The 19,725-nt window shown below is 73.0% G+C and carries 19 protein-coding genes and 2 pseudogenes; 10 read left to right on the top strand and 11 right to left on the bottom strand.

The genetic code is table 11. The annotated features are described in order from the left end of the window. Nucleotides 1–202: 202 nt before the first annotated feature. Nucleotides 203–2,242: an APC family permease gene (locus Aru02nite_RS18430; RefSeq protein ID WP_203659218.1), complete on the bottom strand. Its 2,040-nt coding sequence runs from the start codon at nt 2,240–2,242 to the stop codon at nt 203–205. Nucleotides 2,243–2,409: 167 nt separating this feature from the next. On the opposite strand from Aru02nite_RS18430, the gene Aru02nite_RS18425 reads away from it, so the two are divergent. Then, nucleotides 2,410–3,078 carry a potassium channel family protein gene (locus tag Aru02nite_RS18425; protein ID WP_203659215.1) on the top strand — a complete coding sequence of 223 codons (669 nt, stop codon included), beginning with the start codon at nt 2,410–2,412 and terminating at the stop codon, nt 3,076–3,078. 11 nt (nt 3,079–3,089) lie between these two features. Continuing rightward, nucleotides 3,090–3,761: a potassium channel family protein gene (locus tag Aru02nite_RS18420; protein ID WP_203659213.1), complete on the top strand. Its 672-nt coding sequence runs from the start codon at nt 3,090–3,092 to the stop codon at nt 3,759–3,761. Nucleotides 3,762–3,806: 45 nt separating this feature from the next. Here Aru02nite_RS18420 and Aru02nite_RS18415 read toward each other — a convergent pair whose 3' ends face one another. Both Aru02nite_RS18415 and Aru02nite_RS18410 read right to left on the bottom strand, forming a co-directional pair. After that, nucleotides 3,807–4,490, bottom strand: coding sequence for a DUF3159 domain-containing protein (locus tag Aru02nite_RS18415; protein ID WP_203659691.1), 684 nt, complete (start codon nt 4,488–4,490; stop codon nt 3,807–3,809). 124 nt (nt 4,491–4,614) lie between these two features. Continuing rightward, nucleotides 4,615–4,995 carry an OB-fold nucleic acid binding domain-containing protein gene (locus Aru02nite_RS18410; RefSeq protein WP_203659210.1) on the bottom strand — a complete coding sequence of 127 codons (381 nt, stop codon included), beginning with the start codon at nt 4,993–4,995 and terminating at the stop codon, nt 4,615–4,617. 77 nt (nt 4,996–5,072) lie between these two features. Here Aru02nite_RS18410 and Aru02nite_RS18405 point away from each other — a divergent pair, with 77 nt between their 5' ends. Next, entirely contained in the window at nt 5,073–5,855 is a 783-nt protein-coding gene (locus tag Aru02nite_RS18405) for a hypothetical protein (protein ID WP_203659207.1), read from the top strand. Nucleotides 5,856–6,009: 154 nt separating this feature from the next. Here the strand turns inward: Aru02nite_RS18405 and Aru02nite_RS18400 are convergent, their stop codons facing one another. Together Aru02nite_RS18400 and dut are read right to left on the bottom strand one after the other, a co-directional pair. Beyond that, entirely contained in the window at nt 6,010–6,792 is a 783-nt protein-coding gene (locus Aru02nite_RS18400; RefSeq protein WP_203659204.1) for a DUF3710 domain-containing protein, read from the bottom strand. Beyond that, a complete protein-coding gene (dut, locus tag Aru02nite_RS18395) occupies nt 6,792–7,298 on the bottom strand; it encodes a dUTP diphosphatase (RefSeq protein ID WP_239076774.1) in 507 nt (168 codons plus the stop codon). Before dut ends, Aru02nite_RS18400 begins: the two co-directional genes overlap by 1 nt. A 27-nt stretch (nt 7,299–7,325) precedes the next feature. Between dut and Aru02nite_RS18390 the strand changes: the two genes are divergently transcribed. Then, complete coding sequence (locus Aru02nite_RS18390; RefSeq protein ID WP_203659198.1) at nt 7,326–7,799, top strand: DUF3093 domain-containing protein; 474 nt, start codon at nt 7,326–7,328, stop codon at nt 7,797–7,799. A gap of 211 nt (nt 7,800–8,010) precedes the next feature. On the opposite strand, the pseudogene Aru02nite_RS18385 reads toward Aru02nite_RS18390, so the two are convergent. Continuing rightward, nucleotides 8,011–8,787 (bottom strand): annotated as a pseudogene (locus Aru02nite_RS18385) (hypothetical protein); the annotation flags it as partial. 317 nt (nt 8,788–9,104) lie between these two features. Continuing rightward, nucleotides 9,105–9,404 (bottom strand): DUF4193 domain-containing protein, encoded by a 300-nt coding sequence (locus Aru02nite_RS18380; RefSeq protein ID WP_203659195.1) that lies wholly within the window; start codon nt 9,402–9,404, stop codon nt 9,105–9,107. 442 nt (nt 9,405–9,846) lie between these two features. Here Aru02nite_RS18380 and Aru02nite_RS18375 point away from each other — a divergent pair, with 442 nt between their 5' ends. Beyond that, the gene (locus tag Aru02nite_RS18375; RefSeq protein WP_203659192.1) at nt 9,847–10,365 is read left to right on the top strand and encodes a LytR C-terminal domain-containing protein; all 519 of its coding nucleotides are present in this window, start codon (nt 9,847–9,849) and stop codon (nt 10,363–10,365) included. A 21-nt stretch (nt 10,366–10,386) separates the two neighbouring features. Here Aru02nite_RS18375 and Aru02nite_RS18370 read toward each other — a convergent pair whose 3' ends face one another. After that, on the bottom strand, nt 10,387–11,187 hold the full coding sequence (locus Aru02nite_RS18370) for an inositol monophosphatase family protein (protein ID WP_203659189.1): 801 nt from the start codon (nt 11,185–11,187) through the stop codon (nt 10,387–10,389). Nucleotides 11,188–11,503: 316 nt separating this feature from the next. On the opposite strand from Aru02nite_RS18370, the pseudogene Aru02nite_RS18365 reads away from it, so the two are divergent. Beyond that, a pseudogene (locus Aru02nite_RS18365) lies at nt 11,504–12,841 on the top strand (RNA polymerase sigma factor); the annotation flags it as partial. Between the two features lie 273 nt (nt 12,842–13,114). Further along, on the top strand, nt 13,115–13,351 hold the full coding sequence (locus Aru02nite_RS18360) for a DUF7455 domain-containing protein (RefSeq protein ID WP_203659182.1): 237 nt from the start codon (nt 13,115–13,117) through the stop codon (nt 13,349–13,351). A gap of 472 nt (nt 13,352–13,823) precedes the next feature. Here Aru02nite_RS18360 and Aru02nite_RS18355 read toward each other — a convergent pair whose 3' ends face one another. Then, nucleotides 13,824–15,536, bottom strand: coding sequence for a DEAD/DEAH box helicase (locus Aru02nite_RS18355; RefSeq protein WP_239076773.1), 1,713 nt, complete (start codon nt 15,534–15,536; stop codon nt 13,824–13,826). A gap of 322 nt (nt 15,537–15,858) precedes the next feature. Between Aru02nite_RS18355 and Aru02nite_RS18350 the strand changes: the two genes are divergently transcribed. Beyond that, a complete protein-coding gene (locus Aru02nite_RS18350; protein WP_203659176.1) occupies nt 15,859–17,103 on the top strand; it encodes a YihY/virulence factor BrkB family protein in 1,245 nt (414 codons plus the stop codon). Here Aru02nite_RS18350 and Aru02nite_RS18345 read toward each other — a convergent pair. Beyond that, nucleotides 17,082–17,306 carry a DUF3039 domain-containing protein gene (locus tag Aru02nite_RS18345; protein ID WP_203659172.1) on the bottom strand — a complete coding sequence of 75 codons (225 nt, stop codon included), beginning with the start codon at nt 17,304–17,306 and terminating at the stop codon, nt 17,082–17,084. The genes Aru02nite_RS18350 and Aru02nite_RS18345 overlap by 22 nt on opposite strands. A 149-nt stretch (nt 17,307–17,455) precedes the next feature. On the opposite strand from Aru02nite_RS18345, the gene Aru02nite_RS18340 reads away from it, so the two are divergent. Both Aru02nite_RS18340 and Aru02nite_RS18335 read left to right on the top strand, forming a co-directional pair. After that, a complete protein-coding gene (locus tag Aru02nite_RS18340; RefSeq protein ID WP_239076772.1) occupies nt 17,456–18,373 on the top strand; it encodes a pseudouridine-5'-phosphate glycosidase in 918 nt (305 codons plus the stop codon). Next, nucleotides 18,363–19,271: a carbohydrate kinase family protein gene (locus tag Aru02nite_RS18335; protein WP_203659166.1), complete on the top strand. Its 909-nt coding sequence runs from the start codon at nt 18,363–18,365 to the stop codon at nt 19,269–19,271. Before Aru02nite_RS18340 ends, Aru02nite_RS18335 begins: the two co-directional genes overlap by 11 nt. A gap of 65 nt (nt 19,272–19,336) precedes the next feature. Here the strand turns inward: Aru02nite_RS18335 and Aru02nite_RS18330 are convergent, their stop codons facing one another. Beyond that, entirely contained in the window at nt 19,337–19,690 is a 354-nt protein-coding gene (locus Aru02nite_RS18330; protein ID WP_203659163.1) for a DUF3099 domain-containing protein, read from the bottom strand. Between the last annotated feature and the right edge of the window lie 35 nt (nt 19,691–19,725).

Raw genomic sequence — 19,725 nt, 5'->3', positions numbered from 1 at the left:
GACGTACGATCCGGCTCAACCGCACCGTTCCCGGCCCGACCGGCAGTCGCCTCGTCGTGCGCCCGCTCGGGGTCCGCGGCACGATCCGGCTCAACCGCACCGTCCCCGGCCCGACCGGGGTGGTCGCCGGGCGCGCGATCCGTTGGTACGGCGGCGTTTCCGGGCTCGCCGGGGGTCGCACGGTCGGGGCTGGCGGCGCCGGTCACTTGCGCAGCACCAGGTCGTCGGCCGAGCCGGGCTCGGTCCCGTCGGTACCGCCGGGCTGCGGTCCGCGGACCACGCCGCGCTTCAGCCGCCGGTCGTACCGGGTGAGGTTCTTGTTCTCGGTGGAGGCGAGCTGCCACGGCACGCTCGTCACCATCACGCCCGGCTCGAACAGCAGCCGCGCCTTGATCCGGAGCGCGGACTGGTTGTGCAGCAGGTGTTCCCACCACTTGCCCACCACGTACTCCGGGATGAAGACGGTGACCACGTCGCGCGGCGAGGCGCGGCGCAGGTTCTGCACGTACCCGATGATCGGGCGGGTGATCTCCCGGAACGGCGAGTCGATGACGGTGAGCGGGACGGGCAGTTCCCTTTCCTCCCACTCGTTCTGGAGGCGGCGGGTGTCGGCCTCGTCGACGTTGACGGTCACCGCGGTCAGCGTGTCCGGCCGCGTCGCCCGCGCGTACTGCACGGCGCGCAGCGTCGGCAGGTGCAGCTGGCTGACGAGGACGACGGCGTGGTTGCGGGCGGGCAGCACGCCGCGCTCGTCCGGCGGGACGAGTTCGCGCGCGACCCGGTCGTAGTGCTTGCGGATGCCGACCATCAGCGCGTAGATGACGGCCATCGCGGCGATCGCGATCCACGCGCCCGCCAGGAACTTGGTCACCAGCACGATCACCAGCACGATCGCGGTCAGGCAGGCGCCGAACCCGTTGATCGCGCGGGACCGGATCATCCGCCGCCGTACGGCCGGGTCGCGTTCGGTGCGCAGCAGCCGGTTCCAGTGCCGCAGCATGCCCGTCTGCGACAGCGTGAACGACACGAACACGCCCACGATGTACAGCTGGATCAGGTGCGTCGGGTTGGCCTCGAACGCCACGATCAGCACGATCGCGAACGCCGCCAGGAACAGGATCCCGTTCGAGTACGCCAGGCGGTCGCCGCGGGTGTGCAGCTGCCGCGGGAGGAACCGGTCCTGCGCCAGGATCGACCCCAGCACCGGGAACCCGTTGAACGCGGTGTTCGCGGCCAGCAGCAGGATGATCGCGGTGACCGCGGCGACCACGTAGAAGCCGGGGGTGAAGCCGGCGAACACGGCGTGCGCGAGCTGCGCCGTCACCGTCTTCTGCTCGTAGTTCGCGGGCGCGCCGGTCAGCTGGGTGGCCGGGTCGTCCACGATCTTCACGCCGGTCAGCCGGGACAGCATGACGATGCCGACCAGCATCGTGATCGCCAGGACACCGAGCAGCAGCAACGTGGTCGCGGCGTTCCGGCTCTTCGGCTTCTTGAACGCGGGCACCCCGTTGGAGATCGCCTCGACCCCGGTCAGCGCCGCCGACCCGGACGAGAACCCGCGCAACAGCAGGAAGAAGAACGCGAACCCGGTGTACGAGTGCTCCGCCTTCAGGCCGAACCCGGCGCTCTCCGCCCGGACGTCCTGCCCCAGTACGAAGATCCGGAACAGGCCGACGCCGACCATGCCCAGGATCGCCACCATGAACGCGTACGTCGGGATGGCGAACGCGGTGCCGGACTCCTTCAGCCCGCGCAGGTTCGCCGCGGTCAGCACGAGTACGCAGACGACCGCGATGACCACCTTGTGCGTGGAGATGAACGGGATCGCCGAGCCGATGTTCGCGATGCCGGACGAGGTCGACACGGCCACGGTCAGCACGTAGTCGACCATCAGCGCGCTGCCCACCGCCAGGCCGAACTTTCGGCCCAGGTTCACGGTGGTGACCTCGTAGTCACCGCCGCCGGACGGATAGGCGTGCACGTTCTGCCGGTAGCTCGCCACCACGGTGATCATGACGACGGCGACCGCCAGCGCGATCCACGGCGAGAAGACGACCGCGGCACCGCCCGCCACCGACAGCGTCAGCAGGATCTCGTCCGGCGCGTACGCCACCGAGGACAGCGCGTCGGAGGCGAACACCGGCAGCGCGATGCGCTTCGGCAGCAGGGTGTGCTGGAGCCGGTCGGAGCGGAACGGCCGCCCCACCACCAGCCGCTTCAGCAACGAGGTCGGAGACTTCACGAGCGAAAGCCTACGATCCGCGGTCACGACCCGCGCCCCGGCCGTGCCGCGCGGGCCGGTCCCGGCCCGGAGGGCGCCCGCCGTGTACCGTCGCGCAGGCGGCCGGCGCGTCTGGCCACCGATGTCGGATACTCGAATTCGCCAGGCGGTCGAGCGCGGGAGGCCGAGTGCACGTCGTGATCATGGGCTGTGGCCGGGTCGGGTCGACCCTCGCGCACAGCCTGGAGGCCCGCGGCCATTCGGTCGCCGTGATCGACCAGAACCCGGACGCGTTCCGGCGCCTCGGTGACGACTTCGGTGGCATCACCATCACCGGGACCGGTTTCGACCAGCAGGTGCTCGTCGAGTCCGGGATCGAACGGGCCGACGCGTTCGCGGCCGTCTCGTCCGGTGACAACTCGAACATCATCGCCGCCCGGGTCGCCCGCGAGACGTTCGGCGTGAACAACGTCGTCGCCCGCATCTACGACCCGCGCCGCGCCGAGGTGTACGAGCGGCTCGGCATCCCCACGGTCGCCACCGTGCGGTGGACCGCCGACCGGATCCTGCGGCACATGCTGCCGGAGGGCCACGTCGAGATGTGGCGCGACCCGACGAACTCCGTCGCCGTCGTCGAGGTGCCGCTCGACCCGGGCTGGATCGCCCATCCGGTACGTGCACTGGAGGAGGCGACCGGCGCCCGCGTGGCGTACGTGATGCGGTTCGGGATCGGCACCCTGCCGACCAAGTCCGCCGTACTGCAGGACGGCGACCAGGTGTTCTTCCTGGTCACCGACGACATGCAGGAGACCGTCGCCCGGGTCGCGGGTACCGCCCCGGCGGAAGCCGCGCACTGAACGGAGAAGCCATGCGAGTCGCCATCGCCGGCGCGGGCAACGTCGGACGTTCGATCGCCCAGGAACTGATCGACAAGGGCCACCAGGTGATGCTCATCGAGCGGGCACCGACGGCCATCCGCCCGGAGCGCGTACCCGACGCCGAATGGGTCCTCGCGGACGCCTGCGAGGTCTCCAGCCTCACCGACGCCGAGCTGGACACCTGCGACGTGGTGGTCGCCGCGACCGGCGACGACAAGGTCAACCTGGTGGTCTCGCTGCTCGCCAAGACCGAGTTCGCGGTGAACCGGGTCGTCGCCCGCGTCAACCGCGCCGAGAACGAGTGGCTGTTCACCGAACAGTGGGGCGTCGACGTCTCCGTCTCCAAGCCGCGGCTGATGGCCGCACTGGTCGAGGAGGCCGTCAGCGTCGGCGACCTGGTGCGGCTGATGAGCTTCCGGCAGGGCCAGGCCAACCTCGTCGAGATCACCCTGCCGGACGGCGGCCCGCACGTCGGCAAGCCCGTCCGGGACGTACCGCTGCCGCACGACACGGCGCTGGTCAGCATCGTGCGCGGCAAGCGGGTCCTCGTACCCAGCCCCGACGATCCGGTCGAGGCCGGCGACGAGCTGGTGTTCGTCTGCGTCCCCGAGGTCGAGCCCGAGGTACGCCGGGTCATCCTCGGCGCCGTCAAGCAGCCCTGACCGGCGCCGCCCAGCGGGGTCAGGCGGGGTCAGGCTTCGGCGTGGTCAGGCTTCGCGACGGCCGGCGCGGCGGGCGGCCCAGAGCGTGACCGCGAGCTGCACGACGTACAGCGGCCAGGACAGCGCGATCCGGCTCACGCCGAGCAGCGTGGTCTGGTCCGCGTAGTAGAGCGCGCCCTGGACGGCGCCCCGCAGTACGAAGCAGCCGGCCCACAGCAGCGTCAGCCACTGGAACGTGCGCAGCAGTACGGCGCTGTCCCGCCAGGTGTGCCGCCCGCGCGTCATGACGACACCCCAGACGTACCCGATGAGGGGGCGTCGGGCGATCATCGACACGAGCAGTGCCGCCGCGTAGCCGAAGGCGATGAAGATGCCGGGGAGGTAGAAGTCCTTGGCGTGTCCGGTCTTCCAGGCGATGACGCCGCCCAGCGCGATGCCGAACAGGCCGTTCACCGCGTGCCGCACGGGCTGGCGCCGGATCAGCCGGAACGCGCCGATCAGCACCGCCACGGCCACCGCGGCGATCAGCGCGGGACGCAGCGAGACCGCGATGTTGACACCGATGAACACGAGCACCGGGATACACGACTCGACCACGCCGCGGACGCCGCCGAGCTGGTCGGCGATCTGCTCCGAGAACGTCGCCTCCGGCCGCTCACCGTCGCCGGCCCCACCACCCTCCTCCGCCGGTACCTCACCGGTACGGTCGTCGGCCGGGTCGCCGGTCAGCGCCTCGACGGCCAGGTCGTCGAGCGCCTCGTTCAGCGCGCCGTCGAGGGCCGGGTCGAGCGGCGGCTCCAGCCGTGGGTCGTCGGCCGGCGCGGACCCGGCGCGCTCGTCGGTCGGCACACGCTCACCTCGGCGTCTCAAGCTCGTAGTACGGGTTGTAGATGACCTTGCGGTCGTCGCGGACGGCGACCCGGCCGCGGACCGTCAGCATCCGACCCGGCTCGATGCCGGCGATGTGCCGGCGGCCCAGCCAGACCAGCGTGACCACGTCGCTCCCGTCGAACAGGTCGGCCTCCAGGGTCGGCAGGTTCGTCCGGGGCGTGTAGACCACCGTACGCAGCCGTCCCGAGACGGTGACGAGCTGCCCCCGAGCACAGGTCCGCGCCGGCGTGCAGCCGGACTCCGCGCTCTCCCGCTGGAGATCCTCCGCCTCCAGCTCGGCATCGCTCGCGGCGAGCCGACGCAGGAATCGCTTGATGGTCGACTCCCGTTGACCGGTCGTCATGACCGTACTGACACCTCCTCCGGCGTGCCGCCGTGCAGCAAGCGTACGCCCTGGGTCCGACGAAATGATGGGACGAGATGACCGGAAACGGACGTGACATGGCGCTGTGCCCGGTCGACGGAATCCGCGGCCGACCGGCCGCCGTACTTCTCCCCGGAACGGCCTCGACCGGGGACTTCGTGGCCGCCACCTTCGGCCCCGCCCTGACCGCCGCCGGGTACGCACTGGTCACCGGCGACCCGCCGCGCGGCCCGGATCCACTGACCGCCTGGTACGGGCAGCTCGGAGCCGCGGTCCGGCGGTACCGGCCGCTGCTGGTGGGTGGGATCAGCCTCGGCGCGCATCTCGCCGCGCGCTGGCTGGTGGAGAACGGACGTGGGACCGTACGGGCCGCTGACCCGTACGGTGCCGGTATCCGGGGGCTGGTCGTCGCGCTGCCCGGGTGGCTCGGCCGCCCCGGCGCCGACACCCCGGCCGCCGCGCTCAGCCGGGCCGGCGCCCTCGCCGTACGACGGGACGGGCTCGCCGCGACGCTCGCCCGCACCCGAGCGCACACGCCGGGCTGGCTGGGCGCCGAACTGGTGTCCGGTTGGTCGCGGTACCGGCCGGACGAGCTGGTGGACACCCTGCTGGCCGCGGCGTCGGCGGCGGCGCCGGACGCGGCCGGACTGGCGCGCATCCGTACCGCGGCGGGGGTGGTCGGGTTCGTCGACGATCCGGTGCATCCGGCCGGCATCGCCCGCGACTGGGCCCGGCTGCTGCCCCACGCCGGTCACCGTGAACTGCCGATGGCCGCGATCGCCGCGGACCCGGGCCGGCTCGGTACGGCGGCCCTGGCCGCGCTCGCCGACGCCGGCTGACGGCACCGTTCCCCCGCCGCCGGGTTTTCGGCGCGTCGACGGTACGGGTGTGTCCGTCGTGCCCCGGGGCACGACGGACATCCGCCGCGGGTACGTGACCTGCGGCGGAAGGGTGGGCCCGGCGTGACCGGGCCCGGTATGCGGAGGCACCCGGCTACCGCCCGCCGTCGACCTGCGAGCCGTCCGTGCCGTCGGCGTCCCCCGCCTCGGCCTGCTGCTGCGCGACGGCCTCCGGCGGCAGCTGCAACGGCAGCGGCTCCCGGACCGGCATGGCCTCCTTGCCGCGCTCGACCAGCATGTTCTCCAGGCACTCGATCAGCTGCGGCGCGGCGGACCGGTCGGTCGCGACCGCACCGTGGAACACCGCCCGGACGAACCAGCGCGGCCCGTCGATGCCCACGAACCGCACGTCCTGCGGGCCGTCGGGGGTGGCGATGCGCCCCGCCAGCTCCCTCCCGTACGGCCCGGACTCCTCGCGGACCTTGCCGCCCTCGGCCGTCAGACCGGTACGCAGCTCGGCGCGCACCTCGTCCCAGATGCCCTCGGTACGCGGCGCCGCGAACGCACCGACCTGTACCGCGCTGTTGCCCGCGATCAGCGCCACGGCGGCGATCTCGCCCTGCTCGTTCGCCTGGATCTGCACCTCGACACCGGGCATCGCCGGGATCTTCAGGCTGCCCAGGTCGAGCCGCTCCAGGTCGTCGTCCGGCGCGTCGTCCACGTCGTACGGCCCGGCCTCGGCCCGCTCGCCGGCCTCGTCGTCGTCCTCGTCGGAATCATCGGCGTCGTCGGTGTCGTCGACGTCCGCGGCGTCGTCCGCCGCGTCCGACTCCTCGGCGTCGTCCGGCTCGTCGGCGTCGTCGGCCACGGTGGGCTCGGCGTCGTCGGCCAGGTCGGCGGAATCCTCCGCGGACCTGCGCCGTCGGAACAGGCTCACTAACCCTCCAGCGTCGTCGTCTCGATCAGCCCGGCCGGAACGGTGAAACCGCCGGTCGAACCGTGCCCGCCGGCGCCCCGGCGGGACTCGGGCAGCTCGGCCACCACATGGAACCGGGCCCGTTCCACCCGTTGCACGACGAGCTGCGCGATGCGGTCGCCCCGGCTGATCCTGGCCGGCCGGTCCGGGTCGTGATTGACCAGGTTGACCAGAATCTCTCCGCGGTAACCGGCGTCGACCGTACCCGGTGCGTTGAGCACCGTCACACCCAGCCGGGCCGCGAGCCCCGAACGCGGGTGCACCAGCCCCACGTACCCGTCCGGGAGGGCGATCGCGACGCCCGTCCGGACCAGCGTCCGCGTACCCGGGGCGAGCTCGACGTCCTCGGCGGCGACCAGGTCGGCGCCCGCGTCACCGGGGTGCGCGTAGCACGGCTCGGGCAGCCCGTCGTCCAGCCGGCGGACCAGCACCTCCACCGTCCCCGACGCCGCGACCTCGGCATCCACGACCGACCCTCCCGTACGCTCGCTTGCGTGACGCATGACAGCACTCCCCGGCGGTACACGGAACGGTACGCGGTGCCCTGGTGGTTCTGGCCGGTCGGGCTGGTCATCGGGGTCCTGCTGGCCGCGCTGTTCGACGGGCCGCTGAGCACGTTCCCGGCCTGGCCGGCGTACGTGGTGGTGCTCGCGCTGACCGCCGGCGGGCTGTGGTGGGCCGGCCGGATTCGCCTCACCGTCACCGCCGACGAGCTGCTCGTCGACGACGCCCGGCTGCCGCGCGCGGTCGTCGCGGACGTACGCGAGCTGACGGCAGCGGACAAGCGGCGGCTGCTCGGCGTCGACGCGCACCCGCTCGCGTTCGTGGTGCAGCGGCCGTGGATCGCCGGCGCGGTGCGGGTCGAGCTGGCCGACCCCGACGACCCCACCCCGTACTGGATCCTCAGCTCACGCCACCCGGACCGGCTCGTCGCCGCGCTGCGCGCCACCGCCGACCAGCCCGCCTGACCCCGGCAGGTCAGCGCCCCCGACGCGGCGGCCCCGGGTACGGACCGGGCGGCGGCGGATACGGCCCCTGCGGCGGGTACGGACCGGGCCGCCCCGACGGCGGGTACGGCTGCCCCGGCGGCGGCTGCTGCGGCGGGTACGGCGGCGGCCCCGGGTACGGCACGCCCCCCGGGTACGGCTGCTGCGGCGGCGGGACTGGCATGCCGGGCGGCGGCTGGCGCAGCTGCTGGCGGGCGATCCGGGCCAGGTCGGCGCGGATCTCCTGGCCGACGGCGCGGGTGGCCCGGCGGTTCAGCTCGGCGCCGACGGCGGCACCGGTCAGCAGCGGCCCCAGCGTGGTCAGGTTGCGGCCGAACCGGCGCAGCAGCTTGTCGCGCAGCTCGCGCCGGGCGGCCAGGCCGAGCGACGCGGTCAGGCCGCGGCCGGCGGTGGTCAGGCTGACCCCGCGACGCCCCGCCCACGAACTCACCAGCGCGGCGGCCCGCTGCGTCGCGTTGCCGCGCACCGGCATCCGGTACACCTCGTGCAGCTCGCCGAGCAGCTTGATCTCGACCGCGACCACGGCGACCGTCTCGGCGGACAGCAGCACCGGCGCGGTCAGCAGGGTCGGCGGGGTGGCCCACTCGATCGCGCTCAGCCCGCCACCGGCGGCGCCGATCGTCGCGGTCACCCGGGACGCGTTGCGGATCAGGCGCTCGGCCAGCGCGTCGCCGTCGAGCCCGTGGTAGTGCCGGCGCAGCGTCTCCAGGTCCCGGATCGGGATGTGCGGCGCGGCGTCCATCACGGCGTCGGTGATCCACCGGAGCACCCCGCGCGGCCGGGACATCAACCGCCATCCCGTACGCCCGGCCTGGCCGGCCAGACGCCCCAGCAGTCGGCGCCGTTCGGCCGGCTCCAGCGTCTCCTCGGTCAGCCGCGCGACCGTACGACTGAGGTCGTCGGACGCCACCGGGCCGCCGTCACGCGACAGCAGCTCGCCGGAGAGCACCTCACCGTCGATCACGTCCGCCGGCCCGTCGTCGACGGGGTCTGCGGGGTCGCCAACCGGCCCCGTGCCCGGTACGGACGCGGGGTCGCGTCCCGCCGCACCGCCCTCCGGTGGTACGGAAGGGTCGGGTGCGGCGTGGTCCGCCCCCTTCGTGCGCTTGGCCACGATGTGTCCCTCCGTCCGACGTGCCGCCCTCACCATGGTGCCCCGGCCGGATGCGGATCAGCATCCGACCGGGGCACCAGGACGTACCAGCGGTCGCGGACCGGGCGACGCCGGACCGGGAACCGGGGCCGGGCCCCGGTGCCGGTCGGTCGTCAGGCTGCGCACTCCCGGCAGATCAGCTCGTTGCCCTTCTGCGCGGCGAGCTGGCTGCGGTGGTGCACCAGGAAGCAGCGCGAGCAGCGGAACTCGTCCTGCTGCATCGGCAGGACCTTGACGGTCAGCTCCTCGTCGGCGAGGTCGGCGCCGGGCAGTTCGAAGGCCTCTGCGACCTCCGTCTCGTCCACGTCGACGCTGCCCGACTGCGCGTCGGTGCGACGCGCCTTGAGCTCCTCGAGGCTGTCCTCCCCCAGTTCGACCTCGTCACGCCGAGGGGCGTCGTAGTCGGTGGCCATCGGTATTCACTCTCCCGTTTTTCTGTCTTGCGCCCGGTGTAACGCCGCGCGGACCGGTTGCAGTCCCGTACCGCACCCGCTTCCCCCCACGGATACGAGCGACCGGTCGTTCGGTCCTCCCCAGAAGCCCGTTGGAAGGAAACGACCCCGCCGGGCCGGGAACCTTACCTTCCTTCTCGGACTGATGTACGTCCTGCCTCCGTCCGTTGTTCCCGATGTGATCGAGGCGACACACTAAGGTGTCCAGTGGCCCGACGGTGTCCGCCGCGCCGGACAGGTACGCGTACGACCGGACCGCACACGCTAACCTCTCCGCAGGGCGCGTGCGAGGAGGACTCGGCGGGCCATTCGGGGGTACGGGGGATGGCGCGGTGACGGTTCACGTCGCCCTGGGGAGGCCGCAGATGTCGCTTGTGTGGGTGCACACCCGATGGGACCGGGTATGAGTCTGTCCAGGGTGCGGGCGCTCGCGATCGTGGGCGTGCTGCTGATCGCCGCGGCCGTGGTCGTCGTGTGGACGCTCGTCTCCGACGACCAGGGCACCCGGGCGAGCGGCGGGCGCACCTGCGCGGCCGGCGCGAAGCCGGCCGCGACGGCGGTGCCCAAGGAGAAGGACGTCACGCTCAACGTCTACAACTCCACCGACCGGTCCGGGCTGGCCCAGTCGACCGCGAAGAGCATGCGCGGCGTCGGCTTCAAGATCAAGTCCGTGAAGCAGGACCCGACCGGCGCCGTGGTGCACGACACGGCACAGGTACGGTTCGGCCGCAAGGCGGTGGGCGCCGCCCAGCTCGTCCGGGCGTACGTGCAGGGTGCCAAGCCCGCGTACGACCCGAACCGGGACGACGACACCGTCGACCTGGTGCTGGGCGAGGGCTTCACCCAGGTGCTCGGGCCCACCGAGGTGAAGCAGGCCGAGATCGCCCTCGGTGTGCCGTCGCCGCCGCCCGGCACCTGCTGATCAGACCCCGTCGACGCCCTCTCAGACCTCGTCGATGCCCAGCTCGACCAGCAGGTCGTGCAGGGTGTCGAACAGCTCGGGCCGCGCCGCGAGGACCAGCTCCCGGCCGGCCGGTGCGCCGCGCAGGCCGCCGACCCGCAGGCCCGCCTCGGTCGCCACGAGGGCTCCGGCGGCGTGGTCCCACGGCTGGATGCCGCGCTCGTAGTACGCGTCCAGGCGGCCCTCGGCGGCGAAGCACAGGTCGAGCGCCGCGGCCCCGATCCGCCGGATGTCCCGCACCCGGGGCAGCAGCCCGGCCAGTACGGCGGCCTGCCGTGCCCGCCGCTGCCGGTCGTACGCGAAGCCGGTGGCCACGAGGGCCTGTTCCAGCGCCGTACGCCGGGGCCCGGTCAGCCGCACGCCGTCCCGGTACGCCCCGCGCCCCCGGACCGCCGTGTACACCTCGCCGCTGACCGGGTTGCGCACCACCCCGGCGACGACCTCGCCGGCCACCTCGGCCGCCAGCGACACCGCGTACGCGGGCAGCCCGTACAGGTAGTTGACGGTGCCGTCGATGGGGTCGAGGATCCAGCGCACCTCGGCGGACGGCGCGTCGTGGCTGCCGCTCTCCTCGCCGAGTACCGCGTCGCCGGGGCGGGCGGCGAGCAGCCCGTCCACGACGAGCTTCTCCGCCGCCTTGTCCGCCGCCGTCACGACGTCGGTGGAGCTGCTCTTGGTGTCGACCTCGGTGATCGCCTCCTCGCGGGTCTGCCGGACCAGCCGGCCGGCGCGGGCCGTCAGGTCGATCGCGAGGTCGAGCAGTTCTTGCGGATCCGCCGGCACGGACACCTCCCGGTACTCGCGGCCCACGCTCCGCGGTACGCGGGCGCGGCGCCGCAGGCCGCGGACCGTCCGCGGCCGAGACTGCCGAATGCGACCGTATCGGCAGGTCGGCGGCGTACCGGGGGCAGCCCCCGTCGCGCGGACAGGATGAACCGGGCCGGCGAGCGTTACAATTCACGCCTGTCCCACGTGTGACGCCCCGCAACGCCGTGGGCACCGCAGTGCCCGGTCGTGCCGACCGGTCCGGCCGGGCATTCTCGTCGCCTCGGGAAGGTCGTTCGTGACAGACGCACACCACGCCACCGGCCCCGGGTGGGAAGGGCACGAACCGACGCCACCCTCGCCGCCGACGAGTCCCGCCAGGTCCACCACGCCGGCCTCGCGCGCCAGTACGGCGAAGGTGCCGGCACGGGCGAAACCGGCCAAGGCCGCGGCGCGCAAGGCGAAGCCGCCCGCGGAGCCGGACATCACGGACGAGTCGGCCACGCCGGAGCCCGAGTCGGGCACCGCTGCGAAGACCGCCGCGAAACGGGCTGCGAAGAAGGCCCCGGCGAAGAAGGCGACCAGGTCGGCGAACGGCAAGACCGCGACCGCGAACGGGAAGCCGGCGAACGGCAAGGCGGCCGCGAAGGACGGCGAGGAGGGCGAGGGCGAGCCCGGCGCCGCCGACTTCGACTGGGACGACGAGGACTCCGAGGCGCTGCGGCAGGCCCGTAAGGACGCCGAGCTGACGGCCTCCGCGGACTCCGTCCGGGCGTACCTGAAGCAGATCGGCAAGGTCCCGCTGCTGAACGCCGAGCAGGAGGTCGAGCTCGCCAAGCGCATCGAGGCCGGGCTGTACGCGGCGGAGCGGTTGCGCGAGAACGAGGACGGCATCCAGGAGATCGCCACGCAGATGCTGCGCGACCTGCGCTGGGTGAACCGCGACGGCGAGCGCGCGAAGAACCACCTGCTGGAGGCGAACCTGCGGCTCGTGGTGAGCCTCGCCAAGCGGTACACGGGGCGCGGCATGGCGTTCCTCGACCTGATCCAGGAGGGCAACCTCGGCCTGATCCGGGCGGTCGAGAAGTTCGACTACACCAAGGGCTACAAGTTCTCGACGTACGCGACGTGGTGGATCCGGCAGGCGATCACCCGGGCGATGGCCGACCAGGCACGTACGATCCGCATCCCGGTGCACATGGTCGAGGTGATCAACAAGCTCGGCCGGATACAGCGTGAGCTGCTGCAGGACCTCGGGCGCGAGCCGACTCCGGAGGAGTTGGCCAAGGAGATGGACATCTCCCCCGAAAAGGTCATGGAGATCCAGCAGTACGCGCGGGAGCCGATCTCGCTCGACCAGACCATCGGCGACGAGGGCGACAGCCAGCTCGGCGACTTCATCGAGGACTCCGAGGCCGTCGTCGCCGTCGACGCGGTGTCGTTCTCCCTGCTCCAGGACCAGTTGCAGCAGGTACTCCAGACGCTGTCCGAGCGGGAGGCCGGCGTCGTACGGCTGCGGTTCGGGCTGACCGACGGCCAGCCGCGCACGCTCGACGAGATCGGCCAGGTGTACGGGGTGACCCGCGAGCGCATCCGGCAGATCGAGTCGAAGACGATGTCCAAGCTGCGGCACCCGTCCCGGTCCCAGGTCCTCCGGGACTACCTCGACTGACATCGCCCGGCCAGCTCACCTGCCCGGGTGCCCGAGCACGGGCGGCACCAGGTCGGGCCGGTTGTGATGATGTTGGAGTCGACGGAGACCGCTCCGGCATGGCAGTCTGGCGGCACGGTCGGCTGTGACATTGATCCTTCACCGCGAGGCGGGGAACGATGTCGCTGGCTTCCGTGTTGGAGCATGGTGTGAAGCAACGACAGTGCAGCACAGAGTGCCTGGCAGCCGGTCGGGCATCCGCGGCAGCACGGTGACGAGCAGAGGAGGAGGCGTATGACCCCGACCCTGACCCCGCCGTCGGAAGCGGCGGTGCCGCCGGCCGCAGGCGAGCAGTGCGACCGGTGCAGCGCGGCGGCGAAGCTCCGCGTTGCCGTAGCGGGCGGCGGTGACCTGGTCTTCTGTGGCCACCACGCCAACAAGTACGCCGAACAGCTCGTCAAGATCGCCACGGATGTCTCCGTCGATCCGGAGCTGACCTGGCGCGGCACCCAGCTGATGAGCGAGAACTAGACCAGACAAACCCCATAACCGATCCGGAACGCCCCGACCCCCGTCGGGGCGTTCCGCCGTATCCGGCCCCTCCGTTTGTTCGCCCGTAGCGGAACCGGAGCCCACCCCGTAACCGGCGAAAGCCCCCACCCGACGCGATCAACGCTGCCCCACGCCCCGTCGGGTTGCTGCCCCACGCCCCGTCGGGTTCGGTTACCCGGATCGGCCGGAAGCCCTCCAATACCCCGCCGGGTTTCCCCACGACACCGGCCCCGGGGTTGCCACGCCGCGTCTGACCCACGCTCGGCCTGAGGGCGCCCGAGGCCGGCTGGGTTTTCCCTGATTCGGTCGGGTTCCACGGTGATGTGTGGGGACGGGAGCGAGCCGTGCCTGGGGCGTTCGCTCGCAAGGCGGAGGAGGGTCCGTGTGCGTCAAGCACTCGGGCCCGACGACAACGCCGCGAGCGGACGTCCCAGGTGCGGCGCAGCGCCAGCTACCACGACTGGATGGTGGCTATGCGCTCTTCGAGCTGTTCGACGGTGGCCTGGGCGCTCGGCGGGCCGCCGCAGGAGCGGCGGAGTGCGGCGTGGATCTGGCCGTGCGGCTTGCCCGTACGGTTGTGCTCGGCGCCGACGAGCGCGTTGAGCTGGCGGCGCAGCGTGACCCGGCGTTCGGCGGTGGTCATGTCCCGGTTGGGTCCGGACGGCGGCGGCGGGGTGCTCGGCGAGTGGGACTTCTGCCGGGCGAGCTGTTCGGCCTGGCGCTTGGACAGCAGGGTCTGCACCTGGTCGGGGGTGAGCAGGCCGGGCAGGCCGAGGAACTCCTCCTCCTCGGGAGTACCGGCGGCGATGGGGGTGCCGAACGAGGTGCCGTCGTAGATGACCTGGTCGAGTTCGGCGGTGGCGGAGAGGTGTTCGACGCCGCGTTCGAGTTCGCCGGCGGCGTCCTCGGCGCGCTGGGCTTCGGCGAGCGCGTCGTCGTCCCAGCCGTCCTTCTTGGGCGCGCCGAGCACGTGGTCGCGTTCGGCTTCCATGGCGCTGGCGAGTTCGAGGAGGGGGGTGACGGAGGGCAGGAAGACGTTGGCGGTCTCGCCGGGGCGGCGGGCCCGGACGAACCGGCCGATGGCCTGGGCGAAGAACAGCGGCGTGGACGCGCTGGTGGCGTACACGCCGACGGCGAGGCGCGGGATGTCGACGCCCTCGGAGACCATCCGTACGGCGATGAGCCAGCGCGCGTCGGACTCGGCGAACTCGGCGATCCGCGCGCTCGCCCCGTCGTCGTCGGACAGGACGACGGTGGGCGCCTCGCCGGTGATGGTGTGCAGCAGCTTCGCGTACGACCGGGCGGCGTTCTGGTCGGTGGCGATGACGAGGCCGCCGGCGTCGGTCATGCCCCCGGCGCGCAGGACGCGGAGCCGGTTGTCGGCGGCGCGCAGCACCTGCGGCATCCACTCGCCCCGCGGGTCCAGCGCGGTACGCCACGCCTGTGCGGTGAGGTCCTTGGTCAGCGGCTCACCGAGCCGTACGGCGAGCTCGTCGCCGGCGCTGGTGCGCCAGCGCGCCTCGCCGGAGTACGCGAGGAACATGACGGGGCGGACGACGCCGTCGGCGAGCGCGTCGGAGTAGCCGTACGTGCTGTCGGCGGCGGAGCGCAGCAGGCCGTCGCCGCCGCGCTCGTACCGGACGAAGGGGATGGGGTTGTCGTCGGACCGGAACGGCGTGCCGGTCAGCGCCAGCCGCCGGACCGCCGGACCGAACGCGGTGCGCACGCCGTCGCCCCAGGTCTTCGCGTCGCCGGCGTGGTGCACCTCGTCGAGGACGACCAGGCTGGACCGGGTCATGACGCGCCGCCTGTGCACGCCCGGGTCCATTCCGACCTGCGCGTACGTGATGGCGACGCCGTGGAAGTCGGCGGACGTGTGCACGTCGGAGTTGCGGAAGTTCGCGTCGAGCTGGATTCCGACCCGGGCGGCGGCCTGCGCCCACTGCGTCTTCAGGTGCTCGGTCGGCGCGACCACGGTGACCGAGTCGACGGTGCCGTCGGCGAGCAGTTCGGCGGCGATACGCAGCGCGAACGTGGTCTTGCCGGCGCCGGGCGTGGCGACCGCGAGGAAGTCGTCGCTGCGCCTCCGCAGGTACTCGACCAGGGCCTTGCGTTGCCATGCGCGCAACGGGGGCGCGGCATCGGGCGACGGTCTGACGGGCACGGCACTCCCCCTTCGACGTACGTGGTGTGGTGCGCCGCGTGACGGGCGGTGAGGTGGACGAGGCGGACGCCTGGGCACACGACACCCCCGCCTGGGCCGGTCCGCCGTGGTCGGCGCCGGGGTCGGGCGAGGGCCGTCAATCAGACTAGCGGCCGGTCGGGCGGGACGGCCGAGACACCCCGCCGCGGTGGTACCTGGCGCACACTGGAAGGGGGCAGCACGTACCGTTCTGCTCATGGCCTCGCATGCAGCGCCCGATGATGCCCCGGTCGGGCCGGTGGTGGGGATGTCACGTCATCGTGGTCGCCGGGTGGTCTCGGGCGTGCGTGCCGCGCTCTCGGTGAGCCGGCGCACGCTGGCGAAGGCGTGGCACGACCGCATCCTCGGCATGTCGGCCGAATCGGCGTTCTGGCAGCTGCTGTCGTTGCCGTCGCTGCTGATCGCGCTGCTCGGCACGCTGGGGTACGCGGCGCGGTGGATCGGGCCGGACGCCGTGGACCAGATCCGCGACTGGGCGCTGGACACCGCCGGCAAGGTGCTGACGCCGCGGGTGATCGACCAGGTCGTGGCGCCGGTGGTGAGCCAGATCCTGGACCAGAACCGTACCGACGTGATTGGGATCGGCACGATCATCGCCCTGTGGTCCGGTTCGTCCGCGACCGCGACGTTCGTCAACACCATCACCATCGCGTACGGCCAGCGCGACCTGCGCGGCGCGGTCCGCAGCCGGCTCGTCGCGCTCCGGTTGTACCTGTTCACGGTGGCGGCCGGGGTGGTCGTGCTGCCGGCGGTGGTGTTCGGGCCGGGCGCGCTCGACAGGCTGTTCTCCGGCAGCTGGCACCGGGTCATCTCGACCATCGTGCACGGCCTGTACTGGCCGGTCCTCGGCATCGTCGTGTTCACCGGGATCAGCACCTTCTACCACCTCGCCACGCCGGTACGGCTGCGCTGGCGGCGGGCGTTCCCCGGCGCGGCGGTGGCGCTGATCCTCTTCCTGGGCCTGTCGTACGGGTTGCAGGTCTACTTCACGGCCATCGCCACCAACCTGCGCGTGTACTCGACGCTCGCCGCCCCGATCCTGACCCTGATGTACTTCTACGCGCTGGCCTTCGCCGTACTGCTGGGGGCGGAGTTCAACGCGGCGCTGGAGGAGCGGTGGCCGCGGGGCACCCGGGCGCGGGCCGGCGAGTGGCTGCGCGAGACGGCGACCCGGGTCCGCAGCCGGCGTACCGACGAGAAGACGGCCGAGCTGCCGGAGCCGGCGGCGGCGAACCCCGGGGACGCGGACGGCGCGACACGCCACGAGGACGGCGCCGCCGACGCGCCGGGCACCCGCGCCAGGCCGAGCAGCGCCGCGGCCTCCTCTGTCGAGGACGGCACCATGCACGCCCCGGACGGTACGGAGCGGCGCCGGAACGGCGCCTCGGGTACGCCGGACATGACGAAGCGGCGCCGGAACGACGCCGCCGACATGCCGGAGGAGGCCGGAACGGACGGCTCGGGACCGCGCCGGGAGCGCGCCGCCGAACCGGACCGGGACCAGGCTCAGGCCGACATCGACTCGTAGATCTCCTTGCAGCGCGGGCAGACCGGGGAGCCCGGCTTCGCCGCCTTCGTGACGGGGAACGTCTCGCCGCACAGCGCGCGCACGAACGTGCCCATCACCGCGCTCTCGGCGATCTTCTCCTTCTTCACGTAGTGGAACATGTCCGGGCCGTCGTCGGTGTCGCTGTCCCGGGGCCGGACCTCGGGTTCGGTGAGCGTGCTCACGTATGCCTCCCTCCGGGCGCGTGACGCGCCTCGGCTCCGCCTACCTGGCCCCCAGTGTCGCAGGTACGCCGGGGCGGCTGCCAATGCCCACGCGCACAGTACGAGCGCCTGACGGCACGCCGGACAGGTGCCCGCCGTACCGTGACGGCGTGACGTACGAGATCAGCTTGGGTGACGAGGTGGCGGCGGCGCTGGCCGACGGACGGCCGGTGGTGGCGCTGGAGAGCACGATCATCTCGCACGGCCTGCCGCAGCCGGACAACCTGCGGGTGGCGCGCGAGATCGAGGCGACGGTACGCGCGGCGGGCGCCGTGCCGGCCACGATCGGGATGCTCGCCGGCCGGATCACCGTCGGGCTGGACGACGCGGCCCTGGAACGCCTGGCGAACGCCGACGGCGTCGTGAAGCTGTCCGTACGCGACCTGGCGCCCGCGGCGGCGGCCGGCGTCGACGGCGCCACCACGGTCGCCGCCACCTCCGCCATCGCGGTACGCGCGGGCATCGGCGTGTTCGCCACCGGCGGCCTCGGCGGCGTGCACCGGGCGGCGCGCGACTCGTGGGACGAGTCGGCCGACCTCACCGCCCTGTCACGTACGCCGATCTGCGTGGTGTGCGCCGGCGTGAAGTCGATCCTCGACGTGCCCGCCACGCTCGAACGGTTGGAGACGCTCGGCGTCACCGTGCTCGGCTACCGCACGACCCGCTTCCCCGGCTTCTACCTGACCGACTCCGGGTACGGGCTGGACTGGCAGGTCGACTCGCCCGAGCAGATCGCCGCAGTGCTCGCCGCGCGCGCCGGCCACGGCGTACAGGAGGGTGGGGTGCTGGTGGCGAACCCGTTGCCGGCCGACCAGCAGATCGACCCCGAGCTGCACGACCGGGTACTGCGCGACGCGCTCGCCGGGATGGCCGCCGACGGCGTCACCGGGCACGACGTCACGCCGTACCTGCTGTCGTACATGCACGAGCACACCGGCGGGGAGAGCCTCGCGGTCAACGTACGGATCATCCTGCGCAACGCGGACCTCGCCGCGCGCATCGCCGTCGCCCGCACCGATGCGCACTGACCCCACCGGCCGGGTGCTGGTGGTCGGCGACATCGCCACCGACATCCTCGCGGTACTCCCCGCCCCGCTGTCCGGTGGCCTCGCCCTCGGCACCGACACCGCCGTACGGATCGGGTTGTCCGCCGGCGGCTCCGCCGCGAACACGGCCGCCTGGCTCGCCACCACCGGTACGCCGGTGACGCTCATCGGCGCCGTCGGTACGGACGACGCGGGGGCCGCCCGGCTCGCCGAGCTGACCGCCGCCGGCGTCGACTGCGCGGTCGAACGGGTCGCCGGCAACACCGGCGCGATCGTCGTCCTCAGCGACCCGGCCGACCGCACCATGCTCTGCGACCGCGGCGCCAACCACCTGCTGTCCCCCGCCCACGTCACCGCCGCCGTACGGGACGCCGGCGCGCGGCACCTGCACCTCTCCGCGTACCCGCTGTTCGACGAGGGTTCCCGGCCCGCGGCGCTGGCCGCCCTCGCCGCCGCGCGCGACGCCGGGCTGACCACCAGCATCGACGCCGCGTCCGCCGGCCCGCTGCGCGCCGCCGGCGACGCCGCCGCCGACTGGCTGCGCGGTACCGATCTGCTGTTCGCCAACCTCGACGAGGCCCGCGTACTCGTCGGCGACCCCGCCGCCGACCCGGCCGACGCCGCCCGCGCCCTCACCGCGCTGGCCCGGTCCGTCGTGGTGAAACTCGGCCCGGACGGCGCGGTCCGCGCCACCGCCGACGATCTGGTCCGCGTACCGGCCGTCGCCGTCGAGGCGGTGGATCCGACCGGCGCGGGCGACGCGTTCGCCGCCGGGCTGCTCGCCGCGGAACTGTCCGGCGCGGACCCGGCCGCCTCGCTCCGGGCCGGCGCGACGCTCGGCGCCCGCGCCGTCGCCACCCTCGGCGCCCGCCCTCGCTGACCCGGCCCGGCGGTACGCCACGGGTCACGGTCGGCGTTGGCGCGGCGGCGGGAGCCGTGCGGTGGTTACGGTTCCTGGTCGAGGGTGCGGTCCGCGGCGGTGGGCAGCGCGGGGGGCTCGGCCGGCGGTTCCGGGGTCTGCCGGTGCAACCGGTGGCGGAGCGTGTGCTCCTGGCGCGGCAGCCGGTCGTTCGCGATGATCACGGCCATCCACGGCAGCAGCACCATGCCGACGACACACAGGCCGGACCAGACGCCCCACAGCGGCACCCGCGCGTACGCCAGGAGCGCGCCCGCGACCAGACACACCACCCGGATCCCCATCATCACCGCGTACCGGATCTCGCGGCTGTGCAGCTGCGCGTCCTGGCTCTTCTCCGCGTCGGTGATCAGCACCGGGCGACCGGTGGTGCGCTTCACGGGTGCCTCGATTCGCTGGGGTACACCCCGATCCT

The sequence above is a fragment of the Actinocatenispora rupis genome (genome assembly GCF_016861975.1).
GTDB lineage: Bacteria > Actinomycetota > Actinomycetes > Mycobacteriales > Micromonosporaceae > Actinocatenispora > Actinocatenispora rupis.
The sequence above is the reverse complement of the archived record's forward strand: the minus strand, read 5'-3'. Positions and strand labels throughout refer to the sequence as shown.